Annotated in this window: 28 protein-coding genes and 1 pseudogene; 13 read left to right on the top strand and 16 right to left on the bottom strand. The window is 74.2% G+C overall.

The window, feature by feature from the left end; translation table 11 throughout:
* Nucleotides 1-80 precede the first annotated feature (80 nt).
* Nucleotides 81-527, top strand: coding sequence for an Lrp/AsnC family transcriptional regulator (locus tag VKA29_RS09590; protein ID WP_324784876.1), 447 nt, complete (start codon nt 81-83; stop codon nt 525-527).
* Here the strand turns inward: VKA29_RS09590 and VKA29_RS09585 are convergent.
* The 3 genes from VKA29_RS09585 to VKA29_RS09575 all read right to left on the bottom strand — a co-directional run bounded on the left by VKA29_RS09585 (nt 521) and on the right by VKA29_RS09575 (nt 5,570).
* On the bottom strand, nt 521-3,676 hold the full coding sequence (locus VKA29_RS09585) for an SMC family ATPase (RefSeq protein WP_324784875.1): 3,156 nt from the start codon (nt 3,674-3,676) through the stop codon (nt 521-523). The two genes, VKA29_RS09590 and VKA29_RS09585, sit on opposite strands and share 7 nt — an antisense overlap.
* Nucleotides 3,673-4,836, bottom strand: a complete 1,164-nt coding sequence (locus tag VKA29_RS09580) for an exonuclease SbcCD subunit D (protein WP_324784874.1) — start codon at nt 4,834-4,836, stop codon at nt 3,673-3,675. The genes VKA29_RS09585 and VKA29_RS09580 overlap by 4 nt, the downstream gene beginning before the upstream one ends.
* A gap of 107 nt (nt 4,837-4,943) precedes the next feature.
* Nucleotides 4,944-5,570 (bottom strand): YigZ family protein, encoded by a 627-nt coding sequence (locus VKA29_RS09575; protein ID WP_324784873.1) that lies wholly within the window; start codon nt 5,568-5,570, stop codon nt 4,944-4,946.
* A 311-nt stretch (nt 5,571-5,881) separates the two neighbouring features.
* Here VKA29_RS09575 and VKA29_RS09570 point away from each other — a divergent pair, with 311 nt between their 5' ends.
* Entirely contained in the window at nt 5,882-6,172 is a 291-nt protein-coding gene (locus VKA29_RS09570) for a hypothetical protein (protein WP_324784872.1), read from the top strand.
* Nucleotides 6,173-6,305: 133 nt separating this feature from the next.
* Here the strand turns inward: VKA29_RS09570 and VKA29_RS09565 are convergent, their stop codons facing one another.
* A complete protein-coding gene (locus VKA29_RS09565) occupies nt 6,306-6,899 on the bottom strand; it encodes a histidine phosphatase family protein (protein WP_324784871.1) in 594 nt (197 codons plus the stop codon).
* Nucleotides 6,896-7,630: a hypothetical protein gene (locus tag VKA29_RS09560; RefSeq protein WP_324784870.1), complete on the bottom strand. Its 735-nt coding sequence runs from the start codon at nt 7,628-7,630 to the stop codon at nt 6,896-6,898. The genes VKA29_RS09565 and VKA29_RS09560 overlap by 4 nt, the downstream gene beginning before the upstream one ends.
* Nucleotides 7,631-7,860: 230 nt before the next feature.
* Between VKA29_RS09560 and VKA29_RS09555 the strand changes: the two genes are divergently transcribed.
* Nucleotides 7,861-8,268 carry a CoA-binding protein gene (locus VKA29_RS09555; RefSeq protein ID WP_324784868.1) on the top strand — a complete coding sequence of 136 codons (408 nt, stop codon included), beginning with the start codon at nt 7,861-7,863 and terminating at the stop codon, nt 8,266-8,268.
* A 119-nt stretch (nt 8,269-8,387) separates the two neighbouring features.
* Here the strand turns inward: VKA29_RS09555 and VKA29_RS09550 are convergent, their stop codons facing one another.
* A complete protein-coding gene (locus VKA29_RS09550; protein ID WP_324784866.1) occupies nt 8,388-8,945 on the bottom strand; it encodes a YbaK/EbsC family protein in 558 nt (185 codons plus the stop codon).
* Between the two features lie 31 nt (nt 8,946-8,976).
* The gene (locus VKA29_RS09545; RefSeq protein WP_324784865.1) at nt 8,977-9,549 is read right to left on the bottom strand and encodes an XRE family transcriptional regulator; all 573 of its coding nucleotides are present in this window, start codon (nt 9,547-9,549) and stop codon (nt 8,977-8,979) included.
* A 131-nt stretch (nt 9,550-9,680) separates the two neighbouring features.
* On the opposite strand from VKA29_RS09545, the gene VKA29_RS09540 reads away from it, so the two are divergent.
* Nucleotides 9,681-10,535, top strand: a complete 855-nt coding sequence (locus tag VKA29_RS09540; protein ID WP_324784864.1) for a DMT family transporter — start codon at nt 9,681-9,683, stop codon at nt 10,533-10,535.
* Nucleotides 10,536-10,544: 9 nt separating this feature from the next.
* On the opposite strand, the gene VKA29_RS09535 is transcribed toward VKA29_RS09540, so the two are convergent.
* Nucleotides 10,545-11,309, bottom strand: coding sequence for an acyltransferase (locus VKA29_RS09535; protein ID WP_324784863.1), 765 nt, complete (start codon nt 11,307-11,309; stop codon nt 10,545-10,547).
* A gap of 108 nt (nt 11,310-11,417) precedes the next feature.
* On the opposite strand from VKA29_RS09535, the gene VKA29_RS09530 reads away from it, so the two are divergent.
* A complete protein-coding gene (locus VKA29_RS09530) occupies nt 11,418-11,951 on the top strand; it encodes a gamma carbonic anhydrase family protein (RefSeq protein WP_324784860.1) in 534 nt (177 codons plus the stop codon).
* Nucleotides 11,952-12,009: 58 nt separating this feature from the next.
* Here VKA29_RS09530 and VKA29_RS09525 read toward each other — a convergent pair whose 3' ends face one another.
* Nucleotides 12,010-12,660: a DedA family protein gene (locus VKA29_RS09525; protein ID WP_324784858.1), complete on the bottom strand. Its 651-nt coding sequence runs from the start codon at nt 12,658-12,660 to the stop codon at nt 12,010-12,012.
* Between the two features lie 464 nt (nt 12,661-13,124).
* Complete coding sequence (locus tag VKA29_RS09520) at nt 13,125-13,562, bottom strand: DUF4442 domain-containing protein (protein WP_324785066.1); 438 nt, start codon at nt 13,560-13,562, stop codon at nt 13,125-13,127.
* Nucleotides 13,563-13,726: 164 nt separating this feature from the next.
* Here VKA29_RS09520 and VKA29_RS09515 point away from each other — a divergent pair, with 164 nt between their 5' ends.
* Nucleotides 13,727-14,737, top strand: coding sequence for a hypothetical protein (locus VKA29_RS09515; protein WP_324784857.1), 1,011 nt, complete (start codon nt 13,727-13,729; stop codon nt 14,735-14,737).
* A 26-nt stretch (nt 14,738-14,763) separates the two neighbouring features.
* On the opposite strand, the gene VKA29_RS09510 is transcribed toward VKA29_RS09515, so the two are convergent.
* Nucleotides 14,764-15,609 carry a fused MFS/spermidine synthase gene (locus VKA29_RS09510; protein WP_324784855.1) on the bottom strand — a complete coding sequence of 282 codons (846 nt, stop codon included), beginning with the start codon at nt 15,607-15,609 and terminating at the stop codon, nt 14,764-14,766.
* 94 nt (nt 15,610-15,703) lie between these two features.
* Nucleotides 15,704-16,885 carry an elongation factor Tu gene (tuf, locus tag VKA29_RS09505; RefSeq protein WP_324784853.1) on the bottom strand — a complete coding sequence of 394 codons (1,182 nt, stop codon included), beginning with the start codon at nt 16,883-16,885 and terminating at the stop codon, nt 15,704-15,706.
* A gap of 356 nt (nt 16,886-17,241) precedes the next feature.
* On the opposite strand from tuf, the gene VKA29_RS09500 reads away from it, so the two are divergent.
* Nucleotides 17,242-18,015 (top strand): TVP38/TMEM64 family protein, encoded by a 774-nt coding sequence (locus tag VKA29_RS09500; RefSeq protein ID WP_324784851.1) that lies wholly within the window; start codon nt 17,242-17,244, stop codon nt 18,013-18,015.
* A gap of 130 nt (nt 18,016-18,145) precedes the next feature.
* Here the strand turns inward: VKA29_RS09500 and VKA29_RS09495 are convergent, their stop codons facing one another.
* Nucleotides 18,146-19,315, bottom strand: a complete 1,170-nt coding sequence (locus VKA29_RS09495; RefSeq protein WP_324784850.1) for a thiolase family protein — start codon at nt 19,313-19,315, stop codon at nt 18,146-18,148.
* A gap of 169 nt (nt 19,316-19,484) precedes the next feature.
* Between VKA29_RS09495 and VKA29_RS09490 the strand changes: the two genes are divergently transcribed.
* Nucleotides 19,485-19,955 carry a helix-turn-helix domain-containing protein gene (locus tag VKA29_RS09490; protein ID WP_324784849.1) on the top strand — a complete coding sequence of 157 codons (471 nt, stop codon included), beginning with the start codon at nt 19,485-19,487 and terminating at the stop codon, nt 19,953-19,955.
* A 20-nt stretch (nt 19,956-19,975) separates the two neighbouring features.
* Here VKA29_RS09490 and VKA29_RS09485 read toward each other — a convergent pair.
* A pseudogene (locus VKA29_RS09485) lies at nt 19,976-20,143 on the bottom strand (DUF6807 family protein); the annotation flags it as partial.
* 272 nt (nt 20,144-20,415) lie between these two features.
* Between VKA29_RS09485 and VKA29_RS09480 the strand changes: the two are divergent.
* The 3 genes from VKA29_RS09480 (at nt 20,416) to VKA29_RS09470 (ending at nt 22,379) form a co-directional block, all read left to right on the top strand.
* The gene (locus tag VKA29_RS09480) at nt 20,416-21,291 is read left to right on the top strand and encodes an undecaprenyl-diphosphate phosphatase (protein WP_324784848.1); all 876 of its coding nucleotides are present in this window, start codon (nt 20,416-20,418) and stop codon (nt 21,289-21,291) included.
* Between the two features lie 270 nt (nt 21,292-21,561).
* Nucleotides 21,562-21,741: a hypothetical protein gene (locus VKA29_RS09475; RefSeq protein ID WP_324784847.1), complete on the top strand. Its 180-nt coding sequence runs from the start codon at nt 21,562-21,564 to the stop codon at nt 21,739-21,741.
* Nucleotides 21,742-21,779: 38 nt separating this feature from the next.
* Nucleotides 21,780-22,379 carry a chloramphenicol phosphotransferase CPT family protein gene (locus VKA29_RS09470; protein ID WP_324784846.1) on the top strand — a complete coding sequence of 200 codons (600 nt, stop codon included), beginning with the start codon at nt 21,780-21,782 and terminating at the stop codon, nt 22,377-22,379.
* Here VKA29_RS09470 and VKA29_RS09465 read toward each other — a convergent pair.
* Nucleotides 22,373-22,600 carry a hypothetical protein gene (locus VKA29_RS09465; protein WP_324784845.1) on the bottom strand — a complete coding sequence of 76 codons (228 nt, stop codon included), beginning with the start codon at nt 22,598-22,600 and terminating at the stop codon, nt 22,373-22,375. The two genes, VKA29_RS09470 and VKA29_RS09465, sit on opposite strands and share 7 nt — an antisense overlap.
* Before the next feature lie 152 nt (nt 22,601-22,752).
* On the opposite strand from VKA29_RS09465, the gene VKA29_RS09460 reads away from it, so the two are divergent.
* A complete protein-coding gene (locus VKA29_RS09460; protein ID WP_324784844.1) occupies nt 22,753-23,241 on the top strand; it encodes a nuclear transport factor 2 family protein in 489 nt (162 codons plus the stop codon).
* Nucleotides 23,242-23,312: 71 nt separating this feature from the next.
* Nucleotides 23,313-24,893 (top strand): apolipoprotein N-acyltransferase, encoded by a 1,581-nt coding sequence (lnt, locus tag VKA29_RS09455; RefSeq protein ID WP_324784843.1) that lies wholly within the window; start codon nt 23,313-23,315, stop codon nt 24,891-24,893.
* Here the strand turns inward: lnt and VKA29_RS09450 are convergent.
* Nucleotides 24,817-25,722 carry a Gfo/Idh/MocA family oxidoreductase gene (locus VKA29_RS09450; protein ID WP_324784842.1) on the bottom strand — a complete coding sequence of 302 codons (906 nt, stop codon included), beginning with the start codon at nt 25,720-25,722 and terminating at the stop codon, nt 24,817-24,819. The two genes, lnt and VKA29_RS09450, sit on opposite strands and share 77 nt — an antisense overlap.
* Nucleotides 25,723-25,815 lie beyond the last annotated feature (93 nt).

The raw sequence follows: 25,815 nt of genomic DNA, 5'->3' as shown, positions 1-25,815 counted from the left end.
GGGCGCCGATCGGCGTCCTGAAGCAGTGATCCCCGGCGTTCCGCTTGATCGGCCGTGGATCTCCCTGCTATTGCTCACTCATGACCGTGCATTCCCCGGACGCCACCGACTGGCGCATCCTCGACGTCCTCCAGCGGGAGGGCCGGGCCAGTTTCGCCGAGCTGGCGCGGGCCGTCTCCATGTCCGCCAGCGCGGTGACCGAGCGGGTGCGGCGCCTGGAGGAGGCCGGGGTCATCCAGGGCTACGCGGCGGTGGTCGACCCGGAACGGCTCGGCCTGCCGATCCTGGCCTTCGTCCGGCTCCGGTACCCCACCGGCAACTACAAGCCCTTCCACGATCTCGTCGCCGTGACGCCGGAGATCCTGGAAGCGCACCACGTCACGGGCGACGACTGCTTCGTCATCAAGGTCGCCGCCCGCTCGATGCGCCACCTGGAGGAGGTGTCGGGCAAGATCGGCGCGCTGGGCTCGGTGACCACGAGCGTGGTGTACTCCTCGCCGCTGCCCCGCCGCCCGCTGGGTCACTGACCGCGCTGCCGCAGCACCGACCCGGATCTGCCCTTCACCACCTCCAGTTGGGCGTGGACACGGCGGCGCAGGTCGGCGACGTGGCTGACGATGCCGACACTGCGGTCGCGTTCGCGCAGGGAGTCCAGGACGTCGAGGACCTCGTCGAGGGTCTGGTCGTCGAGGCTGCCGAACCCCTCGTCGATGAAGAGGGTGTCGAGGCGGACGCCGCCCGCCTCGTCGGTGACGACGTCGGCGAGACCGAGCGCGAGGGCGAGCGAGGCGAAGAACGTCTCACCGCCCGACAGGGTCGCCGTGTCCCGCTCGCGCCCGGTCCAGGCGTCCACGACGTGCAGGCCGAGCCCGCTGCGGCCCCGCCCGGCCCGGTCGTCGGAGTGGACCAGTGTGTAACGGCCGGACGACATGCGCCGCAGCCGCACCGTCGCCGCGGCCGCCACCTGCTCAAGGCGCGCCGCCAGCACGTACGACTCCAGGCGCATCCTGCGCTCGTTCTCCGCCGAGGTGCCCGCGGTCAGGGCCGCCAGGCGGGCGACCCGGTCGTACTCGGCGCGCAGCGGGGCCAGCCGCCGTACGCTCGCGGCCGACCCGGCGGAGAGCCGGTCGAGTTCGGCGCAGCGGCGGGCGGCGGCGTCGCGCGCGGAGGCCGCCTCACGCAGGCGCTGGGCCGCGGCGGCCGCGGCCCGCTGTGCCGAGGCGACGTCCGCGGGCGGCCGCCCGGCGGCGGCCGCGGTGTCGTCCTCGGCGAGGACGGCGCGCACCGCGGCCTCCTCGGACTGCCGGGCGTCCAGGCGGTGTTGGAGCTCACGGTGGGCCGCGTCGTCGAGGAGGGCGGCCGCCGCGGCCTGCGGGGTGTCGAACCCGGCGCGGAACGCGGCGTCGGCGAGCCGGGCGTCCGCGGCCTTGAGCCGCTGGGCGGTCTCCTCGGCCGCGCGGGCGGCGTCGGCGGCCTCGGTGAGCAGCGCGACCTCGCGCTCCAGTTGGGCGGCGCGGGCGGCCACGCTGTCGGCGGCGCCCCGGGCCTGGGCCAGTTCCTCCTCCAGGGCGGCCCGTTCGCGGTCGAGCCGCTCGCGGTGGCCGACGCGGGCGGCGGCCCGTACGGCCGCTTCCTGGCGCACGGCGGTGCGCCGCTCGTGTTCGTGCTCGGCGCGCCGCAGTTCCTCGCTCGCGGTGTGCAGACCGGACGCGGCGTCGCGGGCCCGCGCGTAGCGCCGCTCCAGGTCCGCCACCTCGGCGGCGAGCCGGTCCGTCGCTGTGTCACCGGCTTCGGCACTCGCCGCGGCCAGCGCCTCCCGGACGAGGCCGAGCCGGCGCTCGTCCTCGGCGCGCTGCTCGTCGGCGCGCTGACAGGCGGCGAGGGCGCGCTCCTCCGCCTCCCGGCCGACGTGCCCGGCGACCTTGCGGGCCGGGGCGGGGTGCTCGGTGGCTCCGCAGACGGCGCAGGGCTCGCCGTCGGCGAGGTTCGCGGCCAGTTCGGCGGCGATGCCGCTCAGCCGCTGCTCCTTCAGGTCGAGCCAGTGGGCGCGGGCCTCGGCGGCGCGTTCCCGTGCGGCGAGGGCGCGGGCCCGGGCCGCTTCGGTGTCGCGGGCGAGCTGGTCGCGCTGCCGGGCGGCGCCGAGCCGCCGCTGGGCGGGCTCCCGCTGCACGGCCAGCTGCTCGGCCCGGGTGGCCGCCTCCTGGGCGGCCTCGATACGGCCGTGCAGGCCGGCGCGGGCGTCCTCCCAGCCGGCCAGCCAGGCGTCGGCCTCCTGGAGCACCTCGTCGTCGGCGCGCTCCTGCCGGTCCAGGCCGGCGCGCTCCGCCACGAGCTGGGCGAGCCGCCGCTCGGCACGCCGGGCCGACTCCAGGCCGCCCAGTTCCTCCGCGCTGCGGCGTGCGGCGGCGGCGAGACCCGCGGCGCCGGTGTCGGCGAGCGGGCCGGCCGCGGGCCCGTCGGCGCCCTCCGCCGGTCCGGCGGCCCGGGCGCCCGGCGTCCGCTCGGGGGCCGCCGCGCGCCCGGAGCCCTCCTCCCGCCCGGAGCCGTCCGTCCGGGCGCCGCTCGCCGCGCGCTCGTCGCCGTCCGCCGGCTGCCCGGTGACGGCGGCGCGCAGTCGGGCCCGCGCGCGTGCCTCCGCCCCGGCCGCCCGGCGGTGTTCGGCCTCGGCGGCCTCCCTGAGGTCCAGTGCGGGGGCCACCGCCTCCGCCTTGCGGGCGCGCTCCATGCGCTGCTGGGCCTGCCGGTGGGCGTCGGCGTGCTCCTGGAGCCGGGCGGCCCGCTCCCGCGCCTGGGTGAACCGGTCCTGCAGGCGCGCGAGTTCACGGGCCTCTCCCAGCGCGCGCTCGGCGGCGGCCTGCGCGGACTCCGCGGCCGTGAGGCGCGACCGGGCGACCGTCAGCTGCTCCCGGGCGGTGCTGCGGGCGACGGCCGCCGCGGTCAGGACCGCCGCCGCGAGGCCGGGGTCACCCGGCCGCAGCGCGGGCAGTTCCATGGCGTCGCCCGCGGCCTGCTGCATCCGGTGCGCGTCGGCCAGCAGCGCGGCGTCCCCGTCCCGCACCTGGGTCTCGGCGGCCCGCCGGCCCTCGGCGAGGCGCTTTTCGACCTCGGCGAAGCGGCGGGTGTCGAAGAGGCGGCCGAGCAGCTTGCCGCGCGCCTCGGCGTCCGCGCGCAGGAACCGCGCGAAGTCGCCCTGCGGCAACAGCACGACCTGGCAGAACTGCTCACGGCTCATGCCGAGCAGCTGGGTGATCTCCTCGCCGATCTCCTGGTGCGAGCGGCTGAGCTGCTTCCAGGCGCCGGCCGTCGCGTCGTACTCGCGCAGCCCGCTGTGGGCCTTGTCGAGCGTGGTGCCCGTGCCGCGCTTCTTGGCCCGCTCCCAGGGCGGTTGCCGGGTGATCTCCAACCGGCGTCCGGCGACGGTCAGTTCGAGGGTCACCTCGGTGCGTGTGCCGGGTGCGGCGTGGTCGCTGCGCAGGGTCAGGCCCTGGCCGCTGTGGCGGGCACCCGGCACGGCGCCGTAGAGCGCGTAGCACACGGCGTCGAGGACGGAGGTCTTCCCGGCGCCGGTCGGGCCGTGCAGCAGGAAGAGACCGGCCGCCGACAGCTCGTCGAAGTCGACGCTCTGCGACCCGCCGAACGGTCCGAAGGCGGTGACGTCCAGCCGGTGCAGCCTCACCGCGCCACCTCCCGCACGGCGTCGTCCGCGCGCACCGCGTCGAACGCCTCCCGCAGCACGGTCCGTTCGTGTTCGTCGGGTCCGGCGCCGCGCACATGGGCGACGAAGTCCTCGGCGATCTGCTGGTCGCTGCGGCCCGCGAGTCGCCTGGCATAGGACACGTCGGGGTCCTCCGGGGAGCGCTCGGGCTCGAAGACCAGGCTGAGGGTGTGCGGGAAGCGCTCGGTGAGCCGGGCCATCGGCTCGGCCGGGCGGACCGGGTCGGTGAGCGTCGCCTCGACCCACGCTTCCTGGTGCCGGGCGAGGGCCGGATCGGCGAGCAGGTCCTCCAGGCGGCCGCGGATCCGGGCCAGTGGCCGGGGCACCGGGCAGTCGACGCGCTCGGCATCCATGGAACCGTCGGCGCCCAGGTCGACGAGCCACATGGTCTTGCGGTGGCCGGCCTCCGAGAAGGAGTACGGCAGCGGGGAGCCGGAGTAGCGGACGCGGTCGGTGATGGTCTGACAGCCGTGCAGGTGTCCGAGCGCCGCGTAGTCGACGCCGTCGAAGACGCCGGCGGGGACGGCGGCCACCCCGCCGACGGTGATGTCCCGTTCACTGTCGCTGGCTTCGCCGCCGGTGACGAAGGCGTGCGCGAGGACGACGGACCGGGTGCCGGGCGGGCGTGTGGCGAGGTCGGCGCGGACCCGGTCCATGGCGGCGGCGAGCACCGCCTCGTGGCCCGCCTTCCGCACCCCGAACTCGTCCTTGACCAGCGCCGGCTCGAGGTACGGCAGCCCGTAGAAGGCGACGTCGCCGTGCGCGTCGGACAGCACCACGGGGGTGGCGCACGCGGACGGTTCGGTGCGCAGGTGGATGCCCGCGCGCCCGATGAGCCCGGCGCCGACGCCGAGGCGGCGGGCCGAGTCGTGGTTGCCGGAGATCATCACGGTGGGCACGCCGAGGGCGGCGAGCCGGTGCAGCGCGTCGTCGAACAGCTCCACGGCGGCGAGCGGCGGCACCGCACGGTCGTACACGTCTCCCGACACGACCACCGCGTCCACCCGGTGCTCGCGCACGGTGTCGACGAGGTGACCGATGAACCCGGCCTGGGCCCCGAGCATGCCGACCCGGTGGAACGCCCGGCCGAGATGCCAGTCGGAAGTGTGCAGCAGCCTCATGAGCCCCGAGACTAACGGCCGGGTCTGACATCACGGACGCCCACGGTCGAACCGTCCCGTCACGACCCGCCGCACATATGCCCGTTACGCACCTGTTGTCCGGGTTCTCAGGCGTCCCCGTACGCCTCCCCGCCCAGTTGGAACCCGGCCGTTCCGGCGGTCGCGTCGGCGAGCCAGGCGCGGAAGGCGTCCACGTCGGCGTCCGGCAGGCCGATCTCGATGGTGACCTCTTCGCCGTAGCGGACGTCACGCACCTCGCGTCCGGTCGCGTGCAGGTCGTTCTGGACCTTGCCGGCCCGCTGGTGGTCGACGGTCAGCGTGGCCAGCCGGAACCGTCGCCGGGTGATCGTGCCGAGCGTGTCCAGCGCCTCGCCGACCGCTCCGCCGTACGCCCTGATGAGACCGCCCGCGCCGAGCTTGACGCCGCCGAAGTAGCGGGTGACGACGGCGACGACGTACCGCATGTCGCGGCGCAGCAGCATCTGGAGCATGGGGACGCCCGCGGTGCCGCCCGGTTCGCCGTCGTCGCTCGCCTTCTGGACGGAGGCGTCCGCGCCGATGACGTAGGCCCAGCAGTTGTGGGTGGCGTCCGCGTGCTCCTTGCGCACGGACGCGATGAAGTCCTGGGCCTCCCGCTCGGTGGCCGCCGGGGCGAGGGCGCACAGGAAGCGTGAGCGGTTGACCTCGGTCTCGTGCACGCCCGCGCGGGCGACTGTGCGGTACTCGTCCTGCATCGGACCAGCCTAATCCGTGGCCGGCGGGGGTCCCGACGGCCACCGGACCGCGCCGACCGCCTCACCCGGCGTCGAGCCAGCACGCGATGTCCGCCCTGGCCCCACGGGCGCGTCCGGGACGATGCACCTGTCGGCCGGGGGACCACGACCGGCGGCGGAGTCCCGGCGCCCTCGGCGGCTCGTGTCCCGAACACCGGCGCGCGGCACGGACGCTCCCCCGCCGGGCCGCGCCGTGGAGCCGTGAACTCCCGCGTGAAGCAGGTCGATTGCCGATTTCAGCAGCATGCGCACGACTGATTATGATCTTGGTCATGACAGTGCAGAACTCTGAGAAGTCCGTTTCCCGCAAGCAGAGGCTCCAGGAGAAGCAGCGCCGGCAGTTGGCGGTGGTCGACACGGTGGACAAGGCCGAGGCCAAGGTCCGCAAGGCAGAGGTCGAGCTGGCCGTGGCTGTCGCCGAGGCGGTGCAGGTGTTCGGCGACGAGCGGTGCGCGTCCGAGGAGCTCGACATGCCGGTCGAGGCGATCCGGCGCTTCCTCGGCATGGCCAAGGACGAAGCGAACGGTGCCGACCATGTCTCCGGGGACGCTGCACCGGCCTGAGGTCGCGGCAGGTGCCGGGGGCAGCTTCCCCGCCGGGGCCGGTGTGCGACGGAACGTCCACCGGCGGACTTGTCGGCGGGCTGGGCGCCGGTGGAGGGCGACCGGAACGGCCACCGCCGTCACGGCACCAAGGCTAGCCCCGCTTCTTCCCGCCGTGCTTCTTTCCTCCGTGCTTCTTCCCGCCGTGCTTCTTCTCTCCCCTCGGCACGAGCACACCGGTCAGCAGCGCCACGCCCGGGGCGAGCGCCTGCCATTCGGTGCCGTGCCAGGCCAGCACGGCGATCGCGGACGTCGGGAACTTCGCCCGCACCCGCTCCAGCGTGCCGCCGAGTCCGTCCCCGGCGAGTTCCAGCACCAGTTCCTCGAGGCCGGGGTTGTGCCCGATCAGGAGCAGCGTTTCGACCTCGGGCGGGGTCTCGCGCACCGCTTCCAGCAGTTCGGGCACGTCGGCGGCGTACAGCCGCGGGTCGTGGCGCACGGGCGGCGGCGTGCCCCACTGCGCCGAGGCCAGCTCCCAGGTCCGGCGGGCGCGGACGGCGGTCGAGCACAGGGCGAGGTCGGGGAGGCAGTCGGCCGCGGCGAGGGCGCGGCCGACGGCCGGGGCGTCCCGGCGGCCGCGGGGCGCCAGCGGACGTTCGTGGTCGGGGACGCCGGCCGGCCAGGCGGACTTGGCGTGCCGCACGACGACCAGGCGGCGCAGCGGGCCCGCTCCGGCGCGCGCGATCACGCCGGGGATCCCAGGTCGCGGGTGAGGTCCAGGCCGAGCAGCCGGTCCGCGTAGGCGTACGTCTCGAAGCGGGCGCCGTCCGGCAGGCCGGGATCGTTCTCCACCCGGGTCAGGACCTCCAGCACGGCGGGCAGGTCCAGGTCGTCCTCCCAGGCGGCGCGCAGCCGGCCGCGTACCTCGTCGGGAACCGGCCGGGACGGCCGGCGCGCCCAGGCGGCGACCGCGCCGCGCCAGCGCGCGAGGGTGTCGCGGGCGTCGGTGAGGGCGGCCGCGTCGAGACGTGCGGGCGCGGTACGGCGCCGGGAGAGCAGAGCCAGGCGCAGCACCGACGGGTCGTCCGCGGTGGCCGGGGTGTCGCCGCCCGGGGCGTCGGCGGTCGCGGCGGCGACGGCGACCCGGACGCCGTCGGGCACCGGCCCGTCCTCCGCCGCCACGTGGATGACCCGGGCCCCGCCCGGGCCGGGGCCCGTTTCCGGGCCGTCCTCGAAGGGCCGGACGCCCAGCGCCGCCGCCGCGGCGCGCAGTTCCTCCCGTTCCCGTCGGCCGGCCAGCAGCGCCCACACCGGGGTGCCGCCGAGTTCCAGGGCTCGTACCAGCAGGTCGGCGACCAGCAGGACGCGCAGGGCGGTGGTGTCGTGACCCGGTGCGTGGGCCACGACACGGGTCAGTCCCCGCCGGGTCGGGGTGGCGTCGACGGGTTCGCCGGTCCGGGCGTCGGTGATGCGCAGCACGGGGTGAGCGTAGGCGGGCGGGCGGCCTGGCGCAGGCTACCGCCCGGTTTCGGCCTGGTCGCGGTGCGCGGCTCGTGGTCCGGGCGGCGCCGCGGGGCGGCGCCGTTCGGGTGAGCGGGACACGGGGCGGGCGGGGAATCCCCCGGCACCGGGCGGGCGGGGAATCCCCCGGCACCGGGCGCCGTTGTGCGACCGGACAGCTCTTTCCCGAGGCTACGAGGAGGCCGGCTGTGTACGGCGACGAGGCGACGGTTCGCAGGATTCTCACCGAGCTCGGCGACACCTGGGCGGTGGTGGGCCTCTCGTCGAACACGCGGCGCCCCGCGTACGGCGTCGCCCAGGTGCTGCAGCGCTTCGGCAAGCGCGTCGTGCCCGTCCACCCCAAGGCGGAGACGGTGCACGGCGAGCAGGGGTACGCCTCCCTCGCGGACATCCCGTTCGACGTGGACGTGGTCGACGTGTTCGTCAACAGCGACCTGGCGGGGGCGGTGGCCGACGAGGCGGTGGCCAAGGGCGTTCGCGCCGTGTGGTTCCAGCTGGGTGTCGTCGACCGGGCGGCCTACGACCGCACGCGCGCCGCGGGGCTGGACATGGTGATGGACCGGTGCCCCGCCATCGAGATCCCGCGCCTGGGCTGAGCGGCCCCGCCCCGATGCCCGGGGACCTCACCCTCCGCCCCGGCTCCGCTGCCGCGGAACGCCTTCCGGTTCTCGCAGCGGCCGCCGGAGCTGTACCACGCGACCGCCCTGGAGGGAGGTCAGGCCACCCCGAGCCCCTCGACCAGGACCGCGCCGGGCAGTTCGGCGAACGCCTTGCCCGGCACCAGCAGCTTGCCGCGCCGCCGCCCGCTGCCGACCAGCACGTACGGCAGGTCGGCGACGGCCGGGTCCACCAGCACCGGCCAGCCCTCGGGCAGCCCGAGCGGGGTGATGCCGCCGTACTCCATGCCGGTCTCGCCCGTGGCCGTGTCCATCGAGGCGAACGACGCCTTGCGGGCCCCGAGGCGGCGGCGTACCACGCCGTTGACGTCGACCCGGGTGGTGGACAGCACCACGCACGCGGCCAGGGCGGTTTCGCTGCCGCGCCGGCCCGCGACCACCACGCAGTTGGCCGACTGCCGGCGCAGTTCCCGGCCGTAGTGCTCCACGAAGACGGCGGTGTCGGCCCAGCGCGGGTCGGTGTCCACGTAGACGATCTGGTCGGCGGGGACGCTGCCGCTCCAGTGGCGTACGGCGTCGGCGACCGGGCGGATCAGGTCGCCGAGGGCGTCGGGGGCGGGGACGGCGTGGTCGAAGTGTCCGATGGGTGCGTCCATGGCGGCACGGTAACAGCGGGCCCCGGGCCGCTCAGCGCACCGGCGGGACGGAGACGGCCGTGATCATCTCCATCGGGACCCGGCCGGTGTTGCCGTAGACGTGCGGGACATTCGCCTCGAAGGAGGCGCTGGCGCCGGCCGGGACGCGGTGTTCGGCGCCGTCCACGGTGAGCGTCAGCTCGCCGGCCGTGACGTGCACGAGCTCGACCGTGCCGGCCGGGTGCGGGTCGGACGGGCTGCTCTCGCCCGGCATCAGACGCCAGTCCCACATCTCCAGCGGGCCGGGGGCCTCCGTGCCCGCGAGCAGCCGGTTGTAGCTGCCCGCGTCGGTGTGCCACAGCCGCACGGCCTGTTCGGCGGGGACGACCCGGACCTTGGGGCCCTGCTCGTAGTCGAGCAGGGTGGTGATGCTGACGCCCAGCGCGTCGCCGACCTTGACCACCGTGCCGATGCTCGGGTTGGTGCGCGCCTGCTCGATCTGGATGAGCATGCCGCGGCTGACCCCGGCGCGGGCGGCCAGTGCGTCGAGGGTGAAGCCGCGCTCGTTGCGCCAGCGCTTGACGTTGCGCGCCAGGGACTGGGTCAGCAGGTCGAGGTCCGACACATTCCGTCCAACTCGTCGAGGCCCATGAGAGCACCACACCCGAGGGCAATATCCTGGATGACAGAGTCCACTCCATTGGACTACGGTGGGGTGCACCCGATCGTGCACCGAACTGTACTGCGAGGCGAGCCGTGACAGCATTCTTCGCCCTGGCCACCAGCCTGCTGTGGGGCCTTGCCGACTTCGGCGGCGGGCTGCTGACCCGGCGCGCTCCGGTGCTCACGGTGGTCGTCGTCTCGCAGACGGTCGCGGCGGCCGTGCTCGGCGTGATCGTGGCGGCCACGGGCGGCTGGGGCGAGGCCGGGCCGCGGCTGTGGTTCGCCTTCGCGGCCGGACTGGTGGGGCCGGTCGCGATGATCTGCTTCTACAAGGCCCTCGCCCAGGGCCCGATGGGCGTCGTCTCCCCGCTGGCCACCCTGAGCGTGGCCGTCCCGGTCGGCGTGGGCCTGTGCCTCGGCGAGCGTCCGGGCCTGATCCAGGCCGCGGGCATCGCGGTCGCGGTCGCCGGTGTCGTGCTCGCGGGCGGGCCGCAGCGGGGCGTCCCCGTGCGGCGGCAGACCATCCTGCTCACGCTGGTCGCGGCGCTCGGCTTCGGCGCGGTGTTCGCGCTCATCGCGGAGGCGTCGACATCCGTCACCGGCCTCTTCCTCGCGCTCTTCGTGCAGCGTGTGGCCAACGTGGCCGTCGGCGGCGCCGCGCTGTACGTCTCCGTGCGGCGGGGCGGCGCGGCGCTGCCGCCGGAGGGTTTCCCGTGGGCCTCGCTCCCGGCGCTGGCCTTCGTGGGCCTGGCGGACGTCGCGGCGAACGGCACCTACGCGATCGCGGCCCGGTACGGCCCGGTCACCGTCGCCGCCGTGCTCGCCTCGCTCTACCCGGTGGTCACCGCACTGGCCGCGCGCGGCTTCCTCAGCGAACGGCTGCACCGGATCCAGGCGGCGGGCGCGGGCATGGCCCTGGTGGGCACCCTGCTGCTGGCGACCGGATGAGTCAGGACGTCAGGACTCCGCGTCCGACTGCGCCAGTCTCGCCGCCGCCTCCTCGTCCAGCTCCGACAGCGCCAGCAGCTGTTCCGGCGTGACCCCGTCGGGGATCGGCACCGGCGGGGGCGTCCTGAGCGGCGGCTGCCAGCCGTCCGCGGGAGTCCAGCGCCGCACCACCCGCGCGGGCGCCCCGGCGACCACCGCGTGGTCGGGCACCACACCCCGGACCACCGCGCCGGCGGCGACCACCACGTTCCGCCCGATCCGCGCGCCGGGCAGGATCACCGCGCCGGTGCCGATCCAGCAGCCCGTGCCGATCTCCACCGGCTCCATCCGGGGCCACTGCTTGCCGATGGGCTCGTGGGGGTCGTCGTAGGAGTGGTTCGTGGACGTCACGTACACGTACGGCCCGAAGTAGCAGTCGCTGCCGATGGTGACCATGGTGTCCGCGATGACGTGACTGCCGCGGCCCAGGACGACGCCGTCGCCGATGCGCAGGATCGGCTCGGGTCCGAGGTCGAGGTCGGGCATCAGGCCCGCGGTGAGGGTGACCTGTTCGCCGACGATGCAGTGGGCGCCCAGGTGGATCCAGGGTTCGCCGAAGACCGTGCCGAGCGGGAAGGCCAGCCTGGTGCCGGCCCCGATCGCCCCGAAGCGGAACCGTCCCGGGTGCTGCGCGGTGACCGAGCCGGTGCGCTGCGCCCAGGCCCAGCCCGCGTGGACGGCGCGCTGCGCGAGGCGGCGCCGCCATGATGAGAACGTGTTCTTGCGCATCGGCACGGGGTCACGGTACTCAGCGCGGCGGGCCTTCAAGAGGCCGAGGCCCTGTGATCTTCACCCCACCGGATGGCGTACGGTGCGGGGGCATCCGACGACGAGGAGAGGGCGATGACGCACAAGGCGTTGGTCACGGGCATCGGCGGCCGGGAACCGAAGATCGACCGGGAAGCGTTCGTGGCGCCCACCGCGTCGGTGATCGGCGACGTGACGCTGGAGGCCGGGGCGAGCCTCTGGTACGGCGCGGTCGCGCGCGGCGACGTCGAGCGGATCTCCGTCGGGGCGCGCAGCAACGTGCAGGACAACTGCACGCTCCACGCCGACCCGGGTTTCCCGGTCACCATCGGGGAGCGGGTGTCGGTCGGGCACAACGCCGTGGTGCACGGGGCGACCGTCGGCGACGACTGCCTGATCGGGATGGGCGCGACCGTGCTCAACGGCGCGGTGATCGGGGCGGGCTCCCTGGTGGCCGCGCAGGCGCTGGTGCCGCAGGGGATGCAGGTGCCGCCGGGTTCCCTCGTCGCCGGGGTGCCGGCGAAGGTCAGGCGCCCGCTGACCGAGGAGGAGCGGGCGGGCGTCACGCTCAACGGGACGCTGTACGCGGACCTGGCGGCGGCGCACCGCGAGGTCCACGAGAGGCCGTAGGCCCGTGGATCCTCGGCCGACGGCCCCGTGGATCCTCGGCCGACGGCCGCGTGGGCCCTCAGTCGACGGCCGGGACGGGTTCCTTCTCGGCCGGCTCGCTGTGCGTCGTCGCCTTCTTCGCCTTGCGCTTGAGGACGAGCATCGAGGTCAGGCCGATCAGCACCGCCGCGACCAGGCCCAGCCACGAGAAGCGCTTCAGCCAGGACTCCGCGACCACGCCCACGTAGTAGATGACGGCGGTCGTGCCGCCCGCCCAGAGGATGCCGCCGAGGACGTTGGCGATCAGGAACTTCCAGTACGGCATCCGCAGCACGCCCGCCAGCGGGCCGGCGAAGATGCGCAGCAGGGCGATGAAGCGGCCGAAGAAGACGGCCCACATGCCCCACTTCTCGAAGGACCTCTCCGCGGTGGCGACGTGCCCCTCGCCGAAGTGCCGGGGGAACTTCCGGCCGAGCCACGCCAGCAGGGGCCGCCCGCCCTTGCGGCCGATGGCGTAGCCGATGGAGTCACCGACGACGGCGCCGAGGCTGGCGCACGCGCCGAGGATCACCGGGTCGACGCCGGCGTGCTGGGAGGACAGCAGCGCCGCCGAGACCAGGATGATCTCGCCGGGCAGCGGGATGCCCAGACTCTCCAGACCGATGACCAGTCCCACCACGGCGTAGACGGCTGCCGCGGGCACCGTGTCGAGCCACTCCTGGACGTGCACCGCCGGTCCCTCCCGTTCGTGACTCTGTCCGTGCCGCCGCGTTTCCGCGGGGGCGCACGGGGCGTACCCGGGAAGCCTACCGGGTCGGTGCACGGCGGCGGCGTCCCGGCGGTCGCACCCGGTGCCCCACCGGGCTGCCGCCGGCTCCTTCCGGTGCTCCCGGGGGACGGCCGTGCGGTCCGGCCCGGACGCCGTGGTGAGCGGCCGTCAGGGAGACGACCGCCGACACCTCGGGCGCGGCACCACGGGCGCCCACAGAGCGCACAGCAGCCCAGGCGCACAGCACCGCGGGCGCGCAACAGGGCGGGCGGCACCGCAGGGCGCGCGGCCCGGCCGTCGCGCGACCGCCCCGCCGGAAGAGGGGCCCCGGCCGGAGTCCTGCCGGGGCCCGGGTGGCGGGCGGCGACGGGATCGGGCCCGGGTGGCGGGCGGCGACGGGATCGGGTCCCGGCGGCGAGCGGAGGTCAGCCGTTGGGGCGCAGCGTCCACAGCACCGTCATCTCACCGGTGACGGCGCCGTCCTGGCGCTGGATGGCGACGCTCACCGGGAATTCCGGGCGGGTGCCCGCGTCGAGTTCGGCGACGACGTCGGCGACGGGGCGGCCCAGGGTCGCGGTCGCCGTGACGGGACCGAGGGCGATCTTCTTGAACGCGATCTCGGCGTGCACCGGGAGCGGGACGGCCCGCGAGAGCTGGTCGCCGAACGCGGCCAGGACGACGGCGCCGCTGGCCGACTCGCCCAGCGTGAACATCGCGCCCGCGTGCGGCCCGCCGACGTGGTTGCGGTACTCGCTCTGGTCCGGGAGGGCCAGCACGGCCTTCTCCGGCGTGGTCTCGAGGTACTCCAGGTTCAGGGTGCGAACCATCGGCACCGTCGCGGCGAGCAACTCGCCGATCGACATCTGATCTGCGCTCATGCCCGAAGGTTACCCATGAGTAGCCTGCGCTGACCAGGCCCCTGCCGCCCCCGTCCGCGGGGTGCGCCCGGACCCGGGTCCCCGGTGCGTCACGGCTGACGAACCCGGGGTGCCGCACCGGGCCGCGGGCGGCACTAGGGTGAACGCCCATGTGGCCAGGACAGCAGCCGCCCGGGGGCGAGCAGAACCCGCACGCGCAGAACAACCCCTACCAGCAGCCGGGGTACCAGCAGCCGAATCCGTATCAGCAGCCCGGTTTCCAGCAGCCCAACCCCTATGCGCAGCAGCCGCAGTGGGGCGCGCCCACCTCGGTCGGCACTCCCCAGCCGCCGGGGGGCGGAGGCGGCCGGACGAAACTGGTCGCGATCGTGGCGGCCACGGCTGTGCTCCTGACGGCCGGCGTCACCGGATTCCTGGTGCTCGGCGGGAGCGAGGACGACACGGCGGACGGCGGCAAGGACAGGCGGACGACGAGCCCGTCGCCCACCACCGCCCCGAGCGAGTCCGCGACGGGCACGGACGACAACCCGCGCGGCGGCGAGACCGAGAAGGCGACGATCCCCGGCTGGAAGGTGGTCGTGAACCCCAAGTGGGGCACAGCCTTCGACGTGCCGGCCGACTGGGCGGTCGAGTCGCCCGGCACCTTCATCGGGTTCGAGGACGAGAAGAAGGGCGACGGCTCCGTCCTCATCGGCATGTCGGCGCCCGCCTATCTCAAGGAGAAGTGGTGCTCGTCCGACGCCGACAAGGACGGGCGCACCGACGACACGGCACTGGCGGCGGCCGGCACCAAGGGCCAGGACGGCGCCAAGAACACCTCCGACGTCGCACGCAACGACTCGGCCTGGTGGGTGTTCGGCGGCTACACCGACCAGTCGGACGCCGCCAAGAAGCTCCTCACCATCGGCAAGCCGGAGGACTACACGACGGCGTCGGGCGTCAAGGGGAGCGTGGCCACGACGTACTCGACGGGCGTCGCGAAGAAGGGCAAGTGCGACTCCGACGGCAAGGCGACCACGTTCGCCTTCAAGAACTCGGCGGGCGACTTCGTGTCCTGGACCTTCTACGGGGCCAAGGGCGTCAAGGACGAGGTGTCCGACGAGACGGTCAGGAAGATCCTCAGCACCGTGCGCCTGCACGGCGACCCGACGCAGGGGTGACGCCCTGACGGAGGGGTGAGGACAGGTCAGCCGATGCCGAACGCGCCGTCGGGGGGCTCGGGCGACGGTACGGCGTCCGGGTCCCGCACCGGCCGCGCGTCGCCGGTGAATTCCCGCACCCCGGCGCCGTGTTCGACGCGGGCGGGGAAGGCGTCGGCCGCCGTGAGCCGGATCAGGGCGGCCGTGTCGAGCGGGCGGTGCGCGGCGACGACCACCGCGTTGCCGAAGCGGCGGCCGCGCAGCACGGCCGGTTCGGCGATCAGCACCAGCTCTTCGAACTCGACCGCGCAGGTGGCGAGCTGGGAGCGCAGGAAGGCGAAGGGCGCGGAGTCGGCGAGGTTGGCGAGGTACACCCCGTCGGCGCGCAGCACCCGTGCGGCCTGCCGGATGTAGTCGACGGTGGTGAGGTGGGCCGGGATCCGGGAGCCGCCGAAGACGTCGGCGACCAGCACGTCGGCGCAGTCGTCGGGGGCGGCCTCCAGCCAGGCGCGGGCGTCGGCGGCGTGCAGCGCGACGCCCGCGCCCTCGGGCAGCGGCAGGTGTTCGGCGACCAGCTCCAGCAGACCGCGGTCCGCCTCGACGACGTCCTGCCGGGAGCCGGGCCGGGTCGCGGCCACGTAGCGGGGCAGGGTGAGCGCTCCGCCGCCGAGGTGGACCACGTCCAGCGGGCGGCCCGGCCCGGCGACGGTGTCGAGGACGTGCCCGAGCCGCCGGGCGTACTCGAACTCCAGGTGCTCCGGCTCGTCCAGGTCGACGTACGACTGCGGCGCCCCGTCGACCGTCAGCAGCCAGGCCCGCCTCCGGTCGACGTCGGGCATCAGCTTGGCGGTGCCGTGGTCGGTGGTCCGGGTCACGGGTATGGGTTCGCTCACCCGACCATTGTGCGGGCGGGTGAGGGCGGCGGGGACGCGGGGAGCCGTGCGGCCGACGCACCGGCCCGCGGTTCCCCGCGTCGACCGGCCGCCGTCAGCCGACGGCTGTCACGGTGCCCGCCCCCACGGTCCGTCCTCCCTCGCGGACGGCGAATCCGAGCCCCGGCTCCAGAGGCACCTCGCGCCCCAGTTCGACGGTCATGGTGACCGTCTCCCCGGGCCGCGCGAGGGCCGCCTCACCGAGGTCGACATCACCGACCACGTCCGCCGTCCGGATGTAGAACTGCGGCCGGTACCCCGTCGACATCGGCGTGCCGCGACCGCCCTCGCGCGCCGACAGCACGTGCACCTGTGCCGTGAAGCGCCGCCGGGGAAGCACGCTGCCCGGAGCGGCCACCACGTGCCCGCGCCGCACCGCGTCGCGTGGCACCCCGCGCAGCAGCAGCGCCACGTTGTCCCCCGCCTGCGCCTCCCGCATGGGCTTGCCGAAGGTCTCCAGGCCGGTGACGACCGTCTCCAGCCCGGCGCCGAGCACGTCGACCCGGTCGCCGACGCGCACGGTGCCGCGCTCCACCGCGCCGGTCACCACGGTGCCCCGGCCGGTGATGGTGAGCACGTTCTCGACGGGCAGCAGGAACGGTGCGTCCAGGTACCGCTCGGGCATCGGCACGTACGTGTCCACGGCGTCGAGCAGCGCCTCCACGGCCGCCGTCCACTTCGGGTCCCCTTCCAGGGCCTTCAGTCCGGAGACCCGGACGACCGGTACCGCGTCGCCGCCGTAGCCGTGCTCGGTGAGCAGGTCGCGGACCTCCAGCTCGACCAGGTCGGCGAGCACCGCGTCCTCGCCGTCGCCGACGGCGTCGGCCTTGTTCAGCGCGACGACGATGTGGTTCACGCCCACCTGCCGGGCGAGCAGGACGTGTTCGGCGGTCTGCGGCATGATCCCGTCGAGCGCGGAGACGACGAGGATCGCCCCGTCGAGCTGCGCGGCGCCGGTGACCATGTTCTTGACGTAGTCGGCGTGGCCCGGCATGTCCACGTGCGCGTAGTGCCGGGTGTCGGTCTCGTACTCGACGTGCGCGATGTTGATGGTGATGCCGCGGGCGGCCTCCTCCGGGGCGCGGTCGATGCGGTCGAACGGCACGAAGGTGCCGGTGCCGCGCTCGGCCAGCACCTTGGTGATGGCGGCGGTCAGGGTGGTCTTGCCGTGGTCGACGTGGCCCATCGTGCCGATGTTCAGGTGCGGTTTGGTGCGCACGTACGCCGTCTTGGGCATGGCGGTACCTCGAAGCCTCTCAGTGCTGCTGAGCGATGGCCCCGGCCGGTTCGGACACCGGCCGGGACGGGGACCCCGAGAACCTGCCGACCCTCCCCCTGCGGGGTCCGCCGGACGTTCCGGGGAGGGTCAGCTTCGTGCGCCGTCGACGGCGGCCGGCGGGAGGACGACGGCAGCCTTCGGCGCATCCGCGGCTGCGGACGCTGCGAGGGTGAAGGCGTGCCGGAACATGAGCCGATCATCGTCGACGCGCCGCCCGGCGTCGAACGGTTTTCCCGCGGCGGGAGGCACCGCGCCCGCCGCGCATGAGACGGACCATACGGCGATCACACGCGGGTGTCGGTTACTGTCACCGGATGCTCGATGCCACCACCCGCTCTGGGGGCACGGCCACGGCCTCTCCCCGGGCCGCCACCGCGGAACTCGCCGTCCCCCTCGCCCTGCCCGCGGTACCGGGACCGGCGACGCGCCGCACGCGCGTGCTGCTGTCGCCGTGGTCGCGGCTGTCCCTGCTGGTCGCCCTGCTCGCGGCGGCCGCGTCCTGCGTGCTGCTGTTCGAGCCGCAGAACGTGCTGACGCACGGCTGGCCGCCGCAGCTCGGCGGGGCCGCGGCGGCCGTGGTGTTCGCGGTGGCGTACGGGCTGTGCACGGTCGCGTTCGTGCCGCGGCCGCTGCTGAACCTCGCCGCGGGCGCGCTCTTCGGCTCCGGACTGGGCCTCGGCACGGCGCTGGCGGGCACCGTGCTCGGCGCCGGACTGGCCTTCGGCCTCGGCCGGGTGCTCGGGCAGGACGCGCTGCGCCCGTTGCTGCGCGGCCGGCTGCTGCTGGCGGCGGACGGGCAGCTGAGCCGGCACGGCTTCCGCTCGATGATGGCGGCGCGGCTGTTCCCGGGCGTGCCGTTCTGGGCCGCGAACTACTGCGCCGCCGTCTCCCGGATGGGCTGGTTCTCCTTCCTCCTCGCGACGGCGCTCGGCTCGGTCCCGAACACCGCCGCGTACGCCGTGGCCGGCGCCCGCGCCTCGGCGCCGACGTCCCCCGCCTTCCTGATCGCCATGGCGTGCATCGCCGCGCCCGCCCTGCTGGGCGCGACGGTGGCCTGGCGCAAGCGGCACCACCTGCGGCGCCGCTGAACGGCCGAGGCGGGCCGAGCGGAGCCCGCCGCGGTCGGGCGGCGCCCCACGGGGCGCGGGGAACCGCGCGACCCGCCACCACGGCGCCGCGGCCGTCCGGCGGCACGAAGCGGCACGCCCGGCGGAGCGGTCAGACCGCTTCCAGGATCATCGCGTTGGCGAGGCCGCCCGCCTCGCACATGGTCTGCAGGGCGTAGCGGGCGCCGCGTTCGCGCATCGCGTGCACGAGCGTGCTCGTCAGCCGGGTGCCGCTCGCGCCGAGCGGGTGCCCGAGGGCGATGGCGCCGCCGTGCACGTTGACCTTGCCGAGGTCGGCGCCGGTCTCCTGCTGCCAGGCCAGGACGACGCCGGCGAACGCCTCGTTGACCTCGAACAGGTCGATGTCGTCGAGGGTCAGGCCGGCCCTGCGCAGCACCTTCTCCGTGGCGGGCACGACACCGGTGAGCATCAGCAGCGGGTCGGAGCCGGTGACGGCGAAGCTGTGCAGACGGGCGAGCGGGCGCAGGCCGAGGCGGGCGGCGGTCTCGCCGGAGGTGACGAGCACCGCGGAGGCACCGTCGTTGACCGGGCTGGCGTTGCCCGCGGTGACGTTCCACTCGATCTGCGGGAAGCGCTCGGCGAAGGCGGGGTCGTAGTAGGCGGGCTTGAGACCGGCGAGGATCTCCGGGGTGCTGTCCGGGCGTACGCACTCGTCGCGGGCGACGCCGTCCAGCGGTGCGACCTCGGCGTCGAAGAGGCCCGCGCTCCAGGCCGCGGCGGCCTTCCGGTGCGAGGACACCGCGAAGGCGTCCATCTGCTCGCGCGTGATCGACCACTTGGCGGCGATGAGCTCGGCGCTGATGCCCTGCGGGACCAGCCCCTCCGGGTAGCGCCCGGCGACACCCGGGCCGAAGGGGTCCTTGCCGGGCGGCACGTTGGACCACATCGGCACGCGGCTCATCGACTCGACGCCGCAGGCGACGGCGATGTCGTACGCGCCGGAGATCACGCCCTGGGCGGCGAAGTGCACGGCCTGCTGGGAGGAGCCGCACTGGCGGTCCACCGTGGTCGCCGGGACCGACTCCGGCAGGCCCGCCGACAGGGCGGCGTAGCGGGTGGTGTTCATGGCCTGTTCGCCGACCTGGTCGACGGCGCCGCCGATCACGTCGTCGATCAGCGCCGGGTCGACGCCCGAGCGTTCGACCAGGGTGCGCAGGGTGTGGGCGAGGAGCTCCACGGGGTGGACGTGCGCGAGGGCGCCGTTGGGCTTGCCCTTGCCGATGGGGGTGCGTACGGCTTCGACGATGACTGCGTCACGCATGCTGCGGGCCTCCGTTCGGAGCGGTCACCTGGACGGTCACCTGTCCGGCTCGCTGTTCGGTTACCTGTGAGTAGGAAATCTGGACCCACCATAACCAGTAGAGTTGGAAAAACAAACCCTATAAGTTTGAAATCCGAACCCTCTTCGGTCCGCACTTAGACTGGAGGCCATGGCCGCCACCAAAGATCCGCGCCCCTGCTCCATCGCCGACGCCCTGGCGCTCGTCGGCGAGAAGTACTCCCTGCTGGTCCTGCGGGAGGTCTGCCTGGGCAACGGCCGGTTCGACCAACTGGTGCGCAACATCGGCGCCCCGCGCGACGTCCTGGCCACCCGGCTGCGCCGGCTCGTCGACGCCGGGATCCTCACCAAGCGCGTCTACAGCGAGCGGCCGCAGCGCTTCGAGTACGTGCCCACCCAGGCGGGGACCGACCTGGAGCCGGTGCTGATGACCCTCATGGCGTGGGGCGACCGCCACCTCCGCGGGGACGGCGACCGCCCCATGGTGCTGGAGCACGTATGCGGCGAGGAACTGGTCCCGGTCGTCACCTGCCGGTCCTGCGGCGAGACGGTCCGCCACGAGGACCTCACCGCCCACCCGCAGGCGCCCGGCTGGACGGTGGCGGGCCCGTCCGCCGCCTGAGCCGCGTCAGGCCCGCGCGGTCACCAGGGGTGCGCCGCCAGGTACCCGGCGATCTCCGCCCGCTCCCAGACGCCGTCGGCCACCACGATCCGGTAGCGGCGCGTGAGGGACTCGCCGGGAGGGAGTACCAGTTCGTCGCAGAAGGCCCACGACGGGGCGACGGCGGCGAACGGCTCGTTGCGGACCCCCGGCGTCGGGGCCGATGATCCGCCCGCCGCGGAAGGCACGCGGACCGGGCCGGCGCCGGCCCCCGCGCGAGTTCCCCTCCGCCCCGCGCCCGCCCCCCCCGAACGCCTGCCCGCTCCCCCGCACACCCGTCCGTTCGAGCCCCTGTGCGAGGGCTGTCACCCGGGGACGCTAGGCTGCCCTGGACACACGTGATCACCGCACCCGGGACGCCGTGTGTCCGAAACCTGCCCGAATTCCCTGGCCGCGATCAGCACTTGGACCCGCTTCCTCCATGTCTTGGTTTGAATCCCTCATCCTCGGACTCGTCCAGGGGCTGACCGAGTTCCTCCCCGTCTCCTCCAGCGCGCACCTGCGGCTGACCGCCGCCTTCTCCGGCTGGAAGGACCCGGGCGCCGCCTTCACCGCGATCACCCAGATCGGGACGGAGGCCGCCGTGCTCATCTACTTCCGCAAGGACATCGGGCGGATCATCTGGGCCTGGGCGCGCTCGCTCACCGACAAGGCGATGCGCGAGGACCACGACGCGCAGATGGGCTGGCTGGTGATCGTCGGCTCGATCCCGATCGGTGTGCTCGGCCTGCTGTTCAAGGACCAGATCGAGGGGCCGTTCCGCGATCTGCGGGTCACCGCCACGATGCTGATCGTCGTCGGCGTGGTGATCGGCATCGCCGACCGGATGGCGGCGCGCGACGAGAGCAGCGGACGGCACCGCGCGCCCAAGCAGCGCAAGACACTCGACGACCTGCGGGTGAAGGACGGCCTGATCTTCGGCATATGCCAGGCGATGGCGCTGATCCCGGGCGTCTCCCGCTCCGGCGCCACCATCAGCGGCGGCCTGTTCATGGGCTACCGGCGCGAGGCGGCGGCCCGCTACTCGTTCCTGCTCGCCATTCCGGCCGTGCTCGCCTCCGGCCTCTTCGAGCTCAAGGACGCGATGGAGAGCGACCACGTCTCCTGGGGTCCCACCCTCTTCGCCACGGTGATCGCCTTCGCCTCCGGGTACGCCGTGATCGCCTGGTTCATGAAGTTCATCTCGACCAAGAGCTTCATGCCGTTCGTCTGGTACCGCGTCGTCCTCGGCATCGTCATCATCGCCCTGGTGGCGGCGGGCGTGCTGAGCCCGCACGCGGCGGAGTCGGCCGGCTGACGGAGAACGGCGCGCCTCGGCCTCCGCGCGCCGTGGCGCACACCACCTCGCCACGGGCGTACGCCACCCCGTACCACCCACCCCGCCACACCCCCGCCCTCGCCACCCACGCGCCCCTGACCAGCGGCGTCACCCTCGGATGCGTCATGAACCAGCCGCTTCCGGACCGGCCGGATCCAAACGGCCGACCGAGAGTTCGTGACGAAATGCATACGGGATGCGTAGCCGCCCGGTAGCGCAGTGTCAGTTCTTGCCCCTAGGCTGGGGCGCATGTCCCCCGATTCCGTGGCCCCTGGTTCCGTGCGGCCTGCTGCCGAGGTGAACGAGCAGATCCGCGCCCTGTGGATGCGCGCGGGCGGCTCCCTGTCGGCCCAGGAGCGCGCGGAGTACGAGTTGCTGGTCGTCGAGTGGGCGGCCGCCATCCGGGCCGACGTCATCGAAGCGGCCTGAGGCCCGAGAAAGAAGATAAGGGGACCGGCAGACACCGCATGCGGCACCTCACCCACGTTCCGGACCGTCGCGGCGTCGTCGTCTTCCTGAACGGCACATCGAGCTCGGGCAAGTCGACCATCGCGGCCGAGCTGCTGCGGATCCTCGACGAGCCGTACTTCCACATGCCGGTCGACGCCTTCCATGCGATGCGCTCACCGGTCCCCGTACCGCCGGACGAGCTGGACATCGTCCTGCACCGCACCTGGCAGGGCTATCACCGGGCGGTCGCCGGGATGGCCGCCGCCGGCAACAACGTCGTCATGGACCATGTGCTGAGCGCCGAGTGGCGGCTGCGGGACTGCCTGTCGGTACTGGTGCCGCAGGACGTGGTTCTGGTCAAAGTGCACTGTCCGGCCGAGGAGTTGGAGCGCCGCGAACGCGCCCGCGGCGACCGGCCGCCCGGCCTCGCCGCACGCCAGATGCAGCAGGTGCACGCGCACGGCGTCCACGACGTGGAGTGCGACACGAGCCGCCTCACGCCCGGCGAGTGCGCCGCACGCATCAAGGAGTTCCTGACCGCCCGCCCCCGGCCCACCGCCTTCGAACGGCTCCTGGCCGATCCGCCCGGGCAGGACGCGAGCGACGGCGGTCAGTAGTCGTTGCCCCCGCCGCAGCTGTAACCGCCGTCCGAGTCACTGCCCGACGGCGCGCTGCCACCGCCTTCCGCCCAGCTCTCCATGGCCAGGAACATGACCGTCATTCCGCCGGTGACCGCGACGAACACCGCCAGCACCGCCCAGCCGCTGCTGATGACGCCGGCGTCGAGCAGCACACCGCAGAGGGTGACCCCCGCGGCCAATGCGCAGAACACAGCCATGTGATCCCCCTCGACGGCACGCGTCCCCGGCCCGCACCGGGCGAGCCGACTCTACCGCCCGCGCCCCGCGTCGGCACCGGGGTGACGCCGTCCCGCCACCGAATGTCGCCGTCCCGCTTGGCCCGGGGCCCGGTGTGCTCAACACTGAGGCGATGACGCAGCGTGTGGAGCTCGCAGCCGTACTGGACCGGGTGGCCGTGGACGAACTGGTCACCGACTACGCGGTGGCCGTGGACGACGGGGACTGGGCGGCGTACCGGAAGCTGTTCGCACCCGGCGGGCGGGCGGACTACCGCTCGGCCGGCGGTGTCGAGGGGGACGCGGGGAAGGTCGCCGAATGGCTCGCGGAGAGCATGCGGCTGTTCCCGGTGCGGCAGCATCTGATCGTCAACCGCCGGGTGCGCTTCGGGGTCCTGGAGCAGGACGCCGGCGACACGGCCCGGGTGCGGGCCGACTACGTCAACCCGATGCGGTTCACGGCGGACGGCGAGGGTTCCTCCGCACCCGACCTGGTGTGCGGCGGCCGGTACGACTTCGCCCTGCTGCGCACCTCCGACGGCTGGCGGCTGACCGAGGTGGTCGTTCGGGAGAAGTGGCGCCGCCTGCCCGCACGGCCCTCGGCTGCCGGGACCGCCGACTGAGCCGGATGTCCCCTGTCACAGATCACCGGCTGCACGCACACTGGAGTCGTCACTGGGTAGAGAGGCGCCATATGAAGATCTTCGGTCGATGGCAGACCTCCCCTTGGCGGACCTCCCCCTGGCGCCGTTCGGTGATCGCCGCGCTGGCCGGCGCGCTGCCGCTGTTCGCGTTCCCCGCCCCCTCGCTGTGGTGGTTCGCCTACGTGGCCCTGGTCCCGTGGATCGTGCTCGTCCGCTCCGCCCCGACCGGGCGGCGCGCGGCCTGGAACGGCTGGTGGGGCGGGTTCGGCTTCCTGGTGGCCGTGCACCACTGGCTGCTGCCGAGCCTGCACGTCTTCATCTTCCTGATCGCCCTGCTGCTGGGGGCCCTGTGGGCGCCCTGGGGCTGGCTGGTGCACCGGCTCCTGGGCGGGGCGCCCGGTCCGGCCCGGGCGTCGGCCGCCCTGCTGGTGCTGCCGGCGGGCTGGCTGATGGTCGAGCTGGTCCGCTCATGGCAGGGACTGGGCGGGCCGTGGGGCATGCTCGGCTCGAGTCAGTGGCAGGTGGCGCCGGCGCTGCGGCTGGCGTCGGTCGGCGGGGTGTGGCTGCTCAGCTACCTGGTGGTGGCCGTGAACGTCGCGGTCGCCGTGCTCGTGTCGGTCCGGGCGTCGCGGGTGCCCGCGGTGGCCGGTCTCCTCGCGACCGCCGTGGCGGCCTCCGCGGCCTGGGTGTGGTCGCCGCGCCCGCACACCGACGGCCGGGTCCGGATAGCCGTCGTCCAGCCCGGTGTCATGGAGGGCGCCGACCGGCGCTTCGCGCGCGAGGAAGCGCTCACCCGCCGGCTCGCCGGACAGGACGTCGACCTGGTCGTGTGGGGCGAGAGCAGCGTCGGATACGACCTCGCCGCCCGGCCCGACCTGACGCGCAGGATCACCGCGCTGGCCCGCGAGACCGGCGCCGACATCCTGGTCAACGTGGACGCCCGCCGCTCCGACAAGCCCGGCATCTACAAGAGCTCGGTGCTCGTCGGCCGGGACGGCCTCACCGGCCGGCGCTACGACAAGATGCGGCTGGTGCCGTTCGGCGAGTACATCCCCGCCCGTTCCCTGCTCGGCTGGGCGACCTCCGTGGGCAAGGCGGCGGGCGAGGACCGCAGGCGCGGCACCGAGCAGGTCGTGATGAACGTCGGGCACGGGCTGCGCGTCGGTCCGATGGTCTGCTTCGAGTCCGCGTTCCCCGACATGAGCCGCCACCTCGCCCGGGACGGCGCCGAGGTGCTCGTCGCGCAGTCGGCGACATCGACGTTCCAGCACAGCTGGGCCCCCGAGCAGCACGCCTCGCTGGCCGCGCTGCGCGCCGCGGAGACCGGCCGCCCGATGGTGCACGCCACCCTGACGGGCGTCTCCGCCGTCTACGGGCCGAGCGGGCAGCGTGTCGGCCCGTGGCTGGGCACCGACGCCCACACCACGCACGTGTACGACGTGCCGCTGGCGCACGGCGTCACCCCGTACGCCCGCCACGGGGACTGGGCGGTGCGCGGCGCGATCCTGGTGCTGGCCGTCTGGTGCGCCGCCGAGGGCCTGCGCGGCATCCGGCTCAGGCGCTCCGCTCCAGCACCGCGTGTACCACCCGCTCGCACAGTGCGTGAGTCTCCAGCGCATCACGGGCACTGAGCACCTTGCCGGCCCGCACCGCGTCGAGGAACGCGAGGACGGCCTGCTCGATGCCGCGCTGCCGGGCCACCGGCACCCAGTCGCCGCGCCGCCGCACGGTGGGCTGGCCCTTGTGGTCGATCACCTCGGCGAGGTTGAGCACCTGCCGCTTGGTGTCCTGCCCGGACACCTCGAGGATCTCCTCGGTCGAGCCGCTGAGCCGGTTCATCAGGCCGAGCGCGGTGAAACCGTCCCCGGCCAGCGTCAGCACGACGTGGTGCAGCAGCCCGTCCTCGACGCGGGCGCGCACGGCGATGTCGTCGACGGGGCCGGGCACCAGGAAGCGCAGCGTGTCCACGACGTGGATGAAGTCGTCGAGGATCATCGAGCGCGGCTCCTCCGGCAGCCCGACCCGGTTCTTCTGCATCAGGATCAGCTCGCGCGGGTGCTCGGCGCACTGCGCGTACGCGGGGGCGTAACGCCGGTTGAAGCCGACGGCGAGGCCGACGTTCCGCTCCTCGGCGAACTCCACCAGCCGCTCGGAGTCGGCCAGTTCGTAGGCGAGCGGCTTGTCGACGTACGTCGGCACGCCGGCCTGGAGCAGCCGGGTCACTATCTCGGGGTGAACGGCGGTCGGCGCGTGCACGAAGGCGGCGTCGAGGCCCTGGGCGAGCAGGCCGTCGAGGTCGCGGTGGCGCCGGCCGGGCGGCAGGTGCAGGCTGTCGCCGACCCGGTCGAGCGTGGCGGGCGTACGGGTCTGCACGTGCAGTTCCACGCCGGGCAGCACGCCGAGCACGGGCAGGTACGCCTTCTGCGCGATGTCGCCGAGTCCGATGCAACCGACCTTCACGGCCCTACCTCCCGCAGTTGCCGACGGTGCCTGCCGGAAGCATACGGGGGCCGCGGGCCGGGGTGTCCGGCGGAGTCCACGTCGCCTCCGCCG

Source organism: Streptomyces sp. H51 (genome assembly GCF_035656535.1).
Classification (GTDB): domain Bacteria; phylum Actinomycetota; class Actinomycetes; order Streptomycetales; family Streptomycetaceae; genus Streptomyces.
Note: the sequence above shows the minus strand (reverse complement) of the source record. Positions and strands in the feature narration are given on the sequence as shown.

Coding starts and splice junctions, on each gene's coding strand:
- VKA29_RS09590 (WP_324784876.1), top strand. CDS start 81: ATGACCGTGCATTCCCCGGACGCCACCGACTGGCGCATCCTCGACGTC.
- VKA29_RS09580 (WP_324784874.1), bottom strand. CDS start 4,836: ATGAGGCTGCTGCACACTTCCGACTGGCATCTCGGCCGGGCGTTCCAC.
- VKA29_RS09575 (WP_324784873.1), bottom strand. CDS start 5,570: ATGCAGGACGAGTACCGCACAGTCGCCCGCGCGGGCGTGCACGAGACC.
- VKA29_RS09570 (WP_324784872.1), top strand. CDS start 5,882: ATGACAGTGCAGAACTCTGAGAAGTCCGTTTCCCGCAAGCAGAGGCTC.
- VKA29_RS09550 (WP_324784866.1), bottom strand. CDS start 8,945: ATGGACGCACCCATCGGACACTTCGACCACGCCGTCCCCGCCCCCGAC.
- VKA29_RS09530 (WP_324784860.1), top strand. CDS start 11,418: ATGACGCACAAGGCGTTGGTCACGGGCATCGGCGGCCGGGAACCGAAG.
- VKA29_RS09520 (WP_324785066.1), bottom strand. CDS start 13,562: ATGTCGATCGGCGAGTTGCTCGCCGCGACGGTGCCGATGGTTCGCACC.
- VKA29_RS09515 (WP_324784857.1), top strand. CDS start 13,727: ATGTGGCCAGGACAGCAGCCGCCCGGGGGCGAGCAGAACCCGCACGCG.
- tuf (WP_324784853.1), bottom strand. CDS start 16,885: ATGCCCAAGACGGCGTACGTGCGCACCAAACCGCACCTGAACATCGGC.
- VKA29_RS09500 (WP_324784851.1), top strand. CDS start 17,242: ATGCTCGATGCCACCACCCGCTCTGGGGGCACGGCCACGGCCTCTCCC.
- VKA29_RS09495 (WP_324784850.1), bottom strand. CDS start 19,315: ATGCGTGACGCAGTCATCGTCGAAGCCGTACGCACCCCCATCGGCAAG.
- VKA29_RS09490 (WP_324784849.1), top strand. CDS start 19,485: ATGGCCGCCACCAAAGATCCGCGCCCCTGCTCCATCGCCGACGCCCTG.
- VKA29_RS09480 (WP_324784848.1), top strand. CDS start 20,416: ATGTCTTGGTTTGAATCCCTCATCCTCGGACTCGTCCAGGGGCTGACC.
- VKA29_RS09475 (WP_324784847.1), top strand. CDS start 21,562: ATGTCCCCCGATTCCGTGGCCCCTGGTTCCGTGCGGCCTGCTGCCGAG.
- VKA29_RS09470 (WP_324784846.1), top strand. CDS start 21,780: ATGCGGCACCTCACCCACGTTCCGGACCGTCGCGGCGTCGTCGTCTTC.
- VKA29_RS09465 (WP_324784845.1), bottom strand. CDS start 22,600: ATGGCTGTGTTCTGCGCATTGGCCGCGGGGGTCACCCTCTGCGGTGTG.
- VKA29_RS09460 (WP_324784844.1), top strand. CDS start 22,753: ATGACGCAGCGTGTGGAGCTCGCAGCCGTACTGGACCGGGTGGCCGTG.
- lnt (WP_324784843.1), top strand. CDS start 23,313: ATGAAGATCTTCGGTCGATGGCAGACCTCCCCTTGGCGGACCTCCCCC.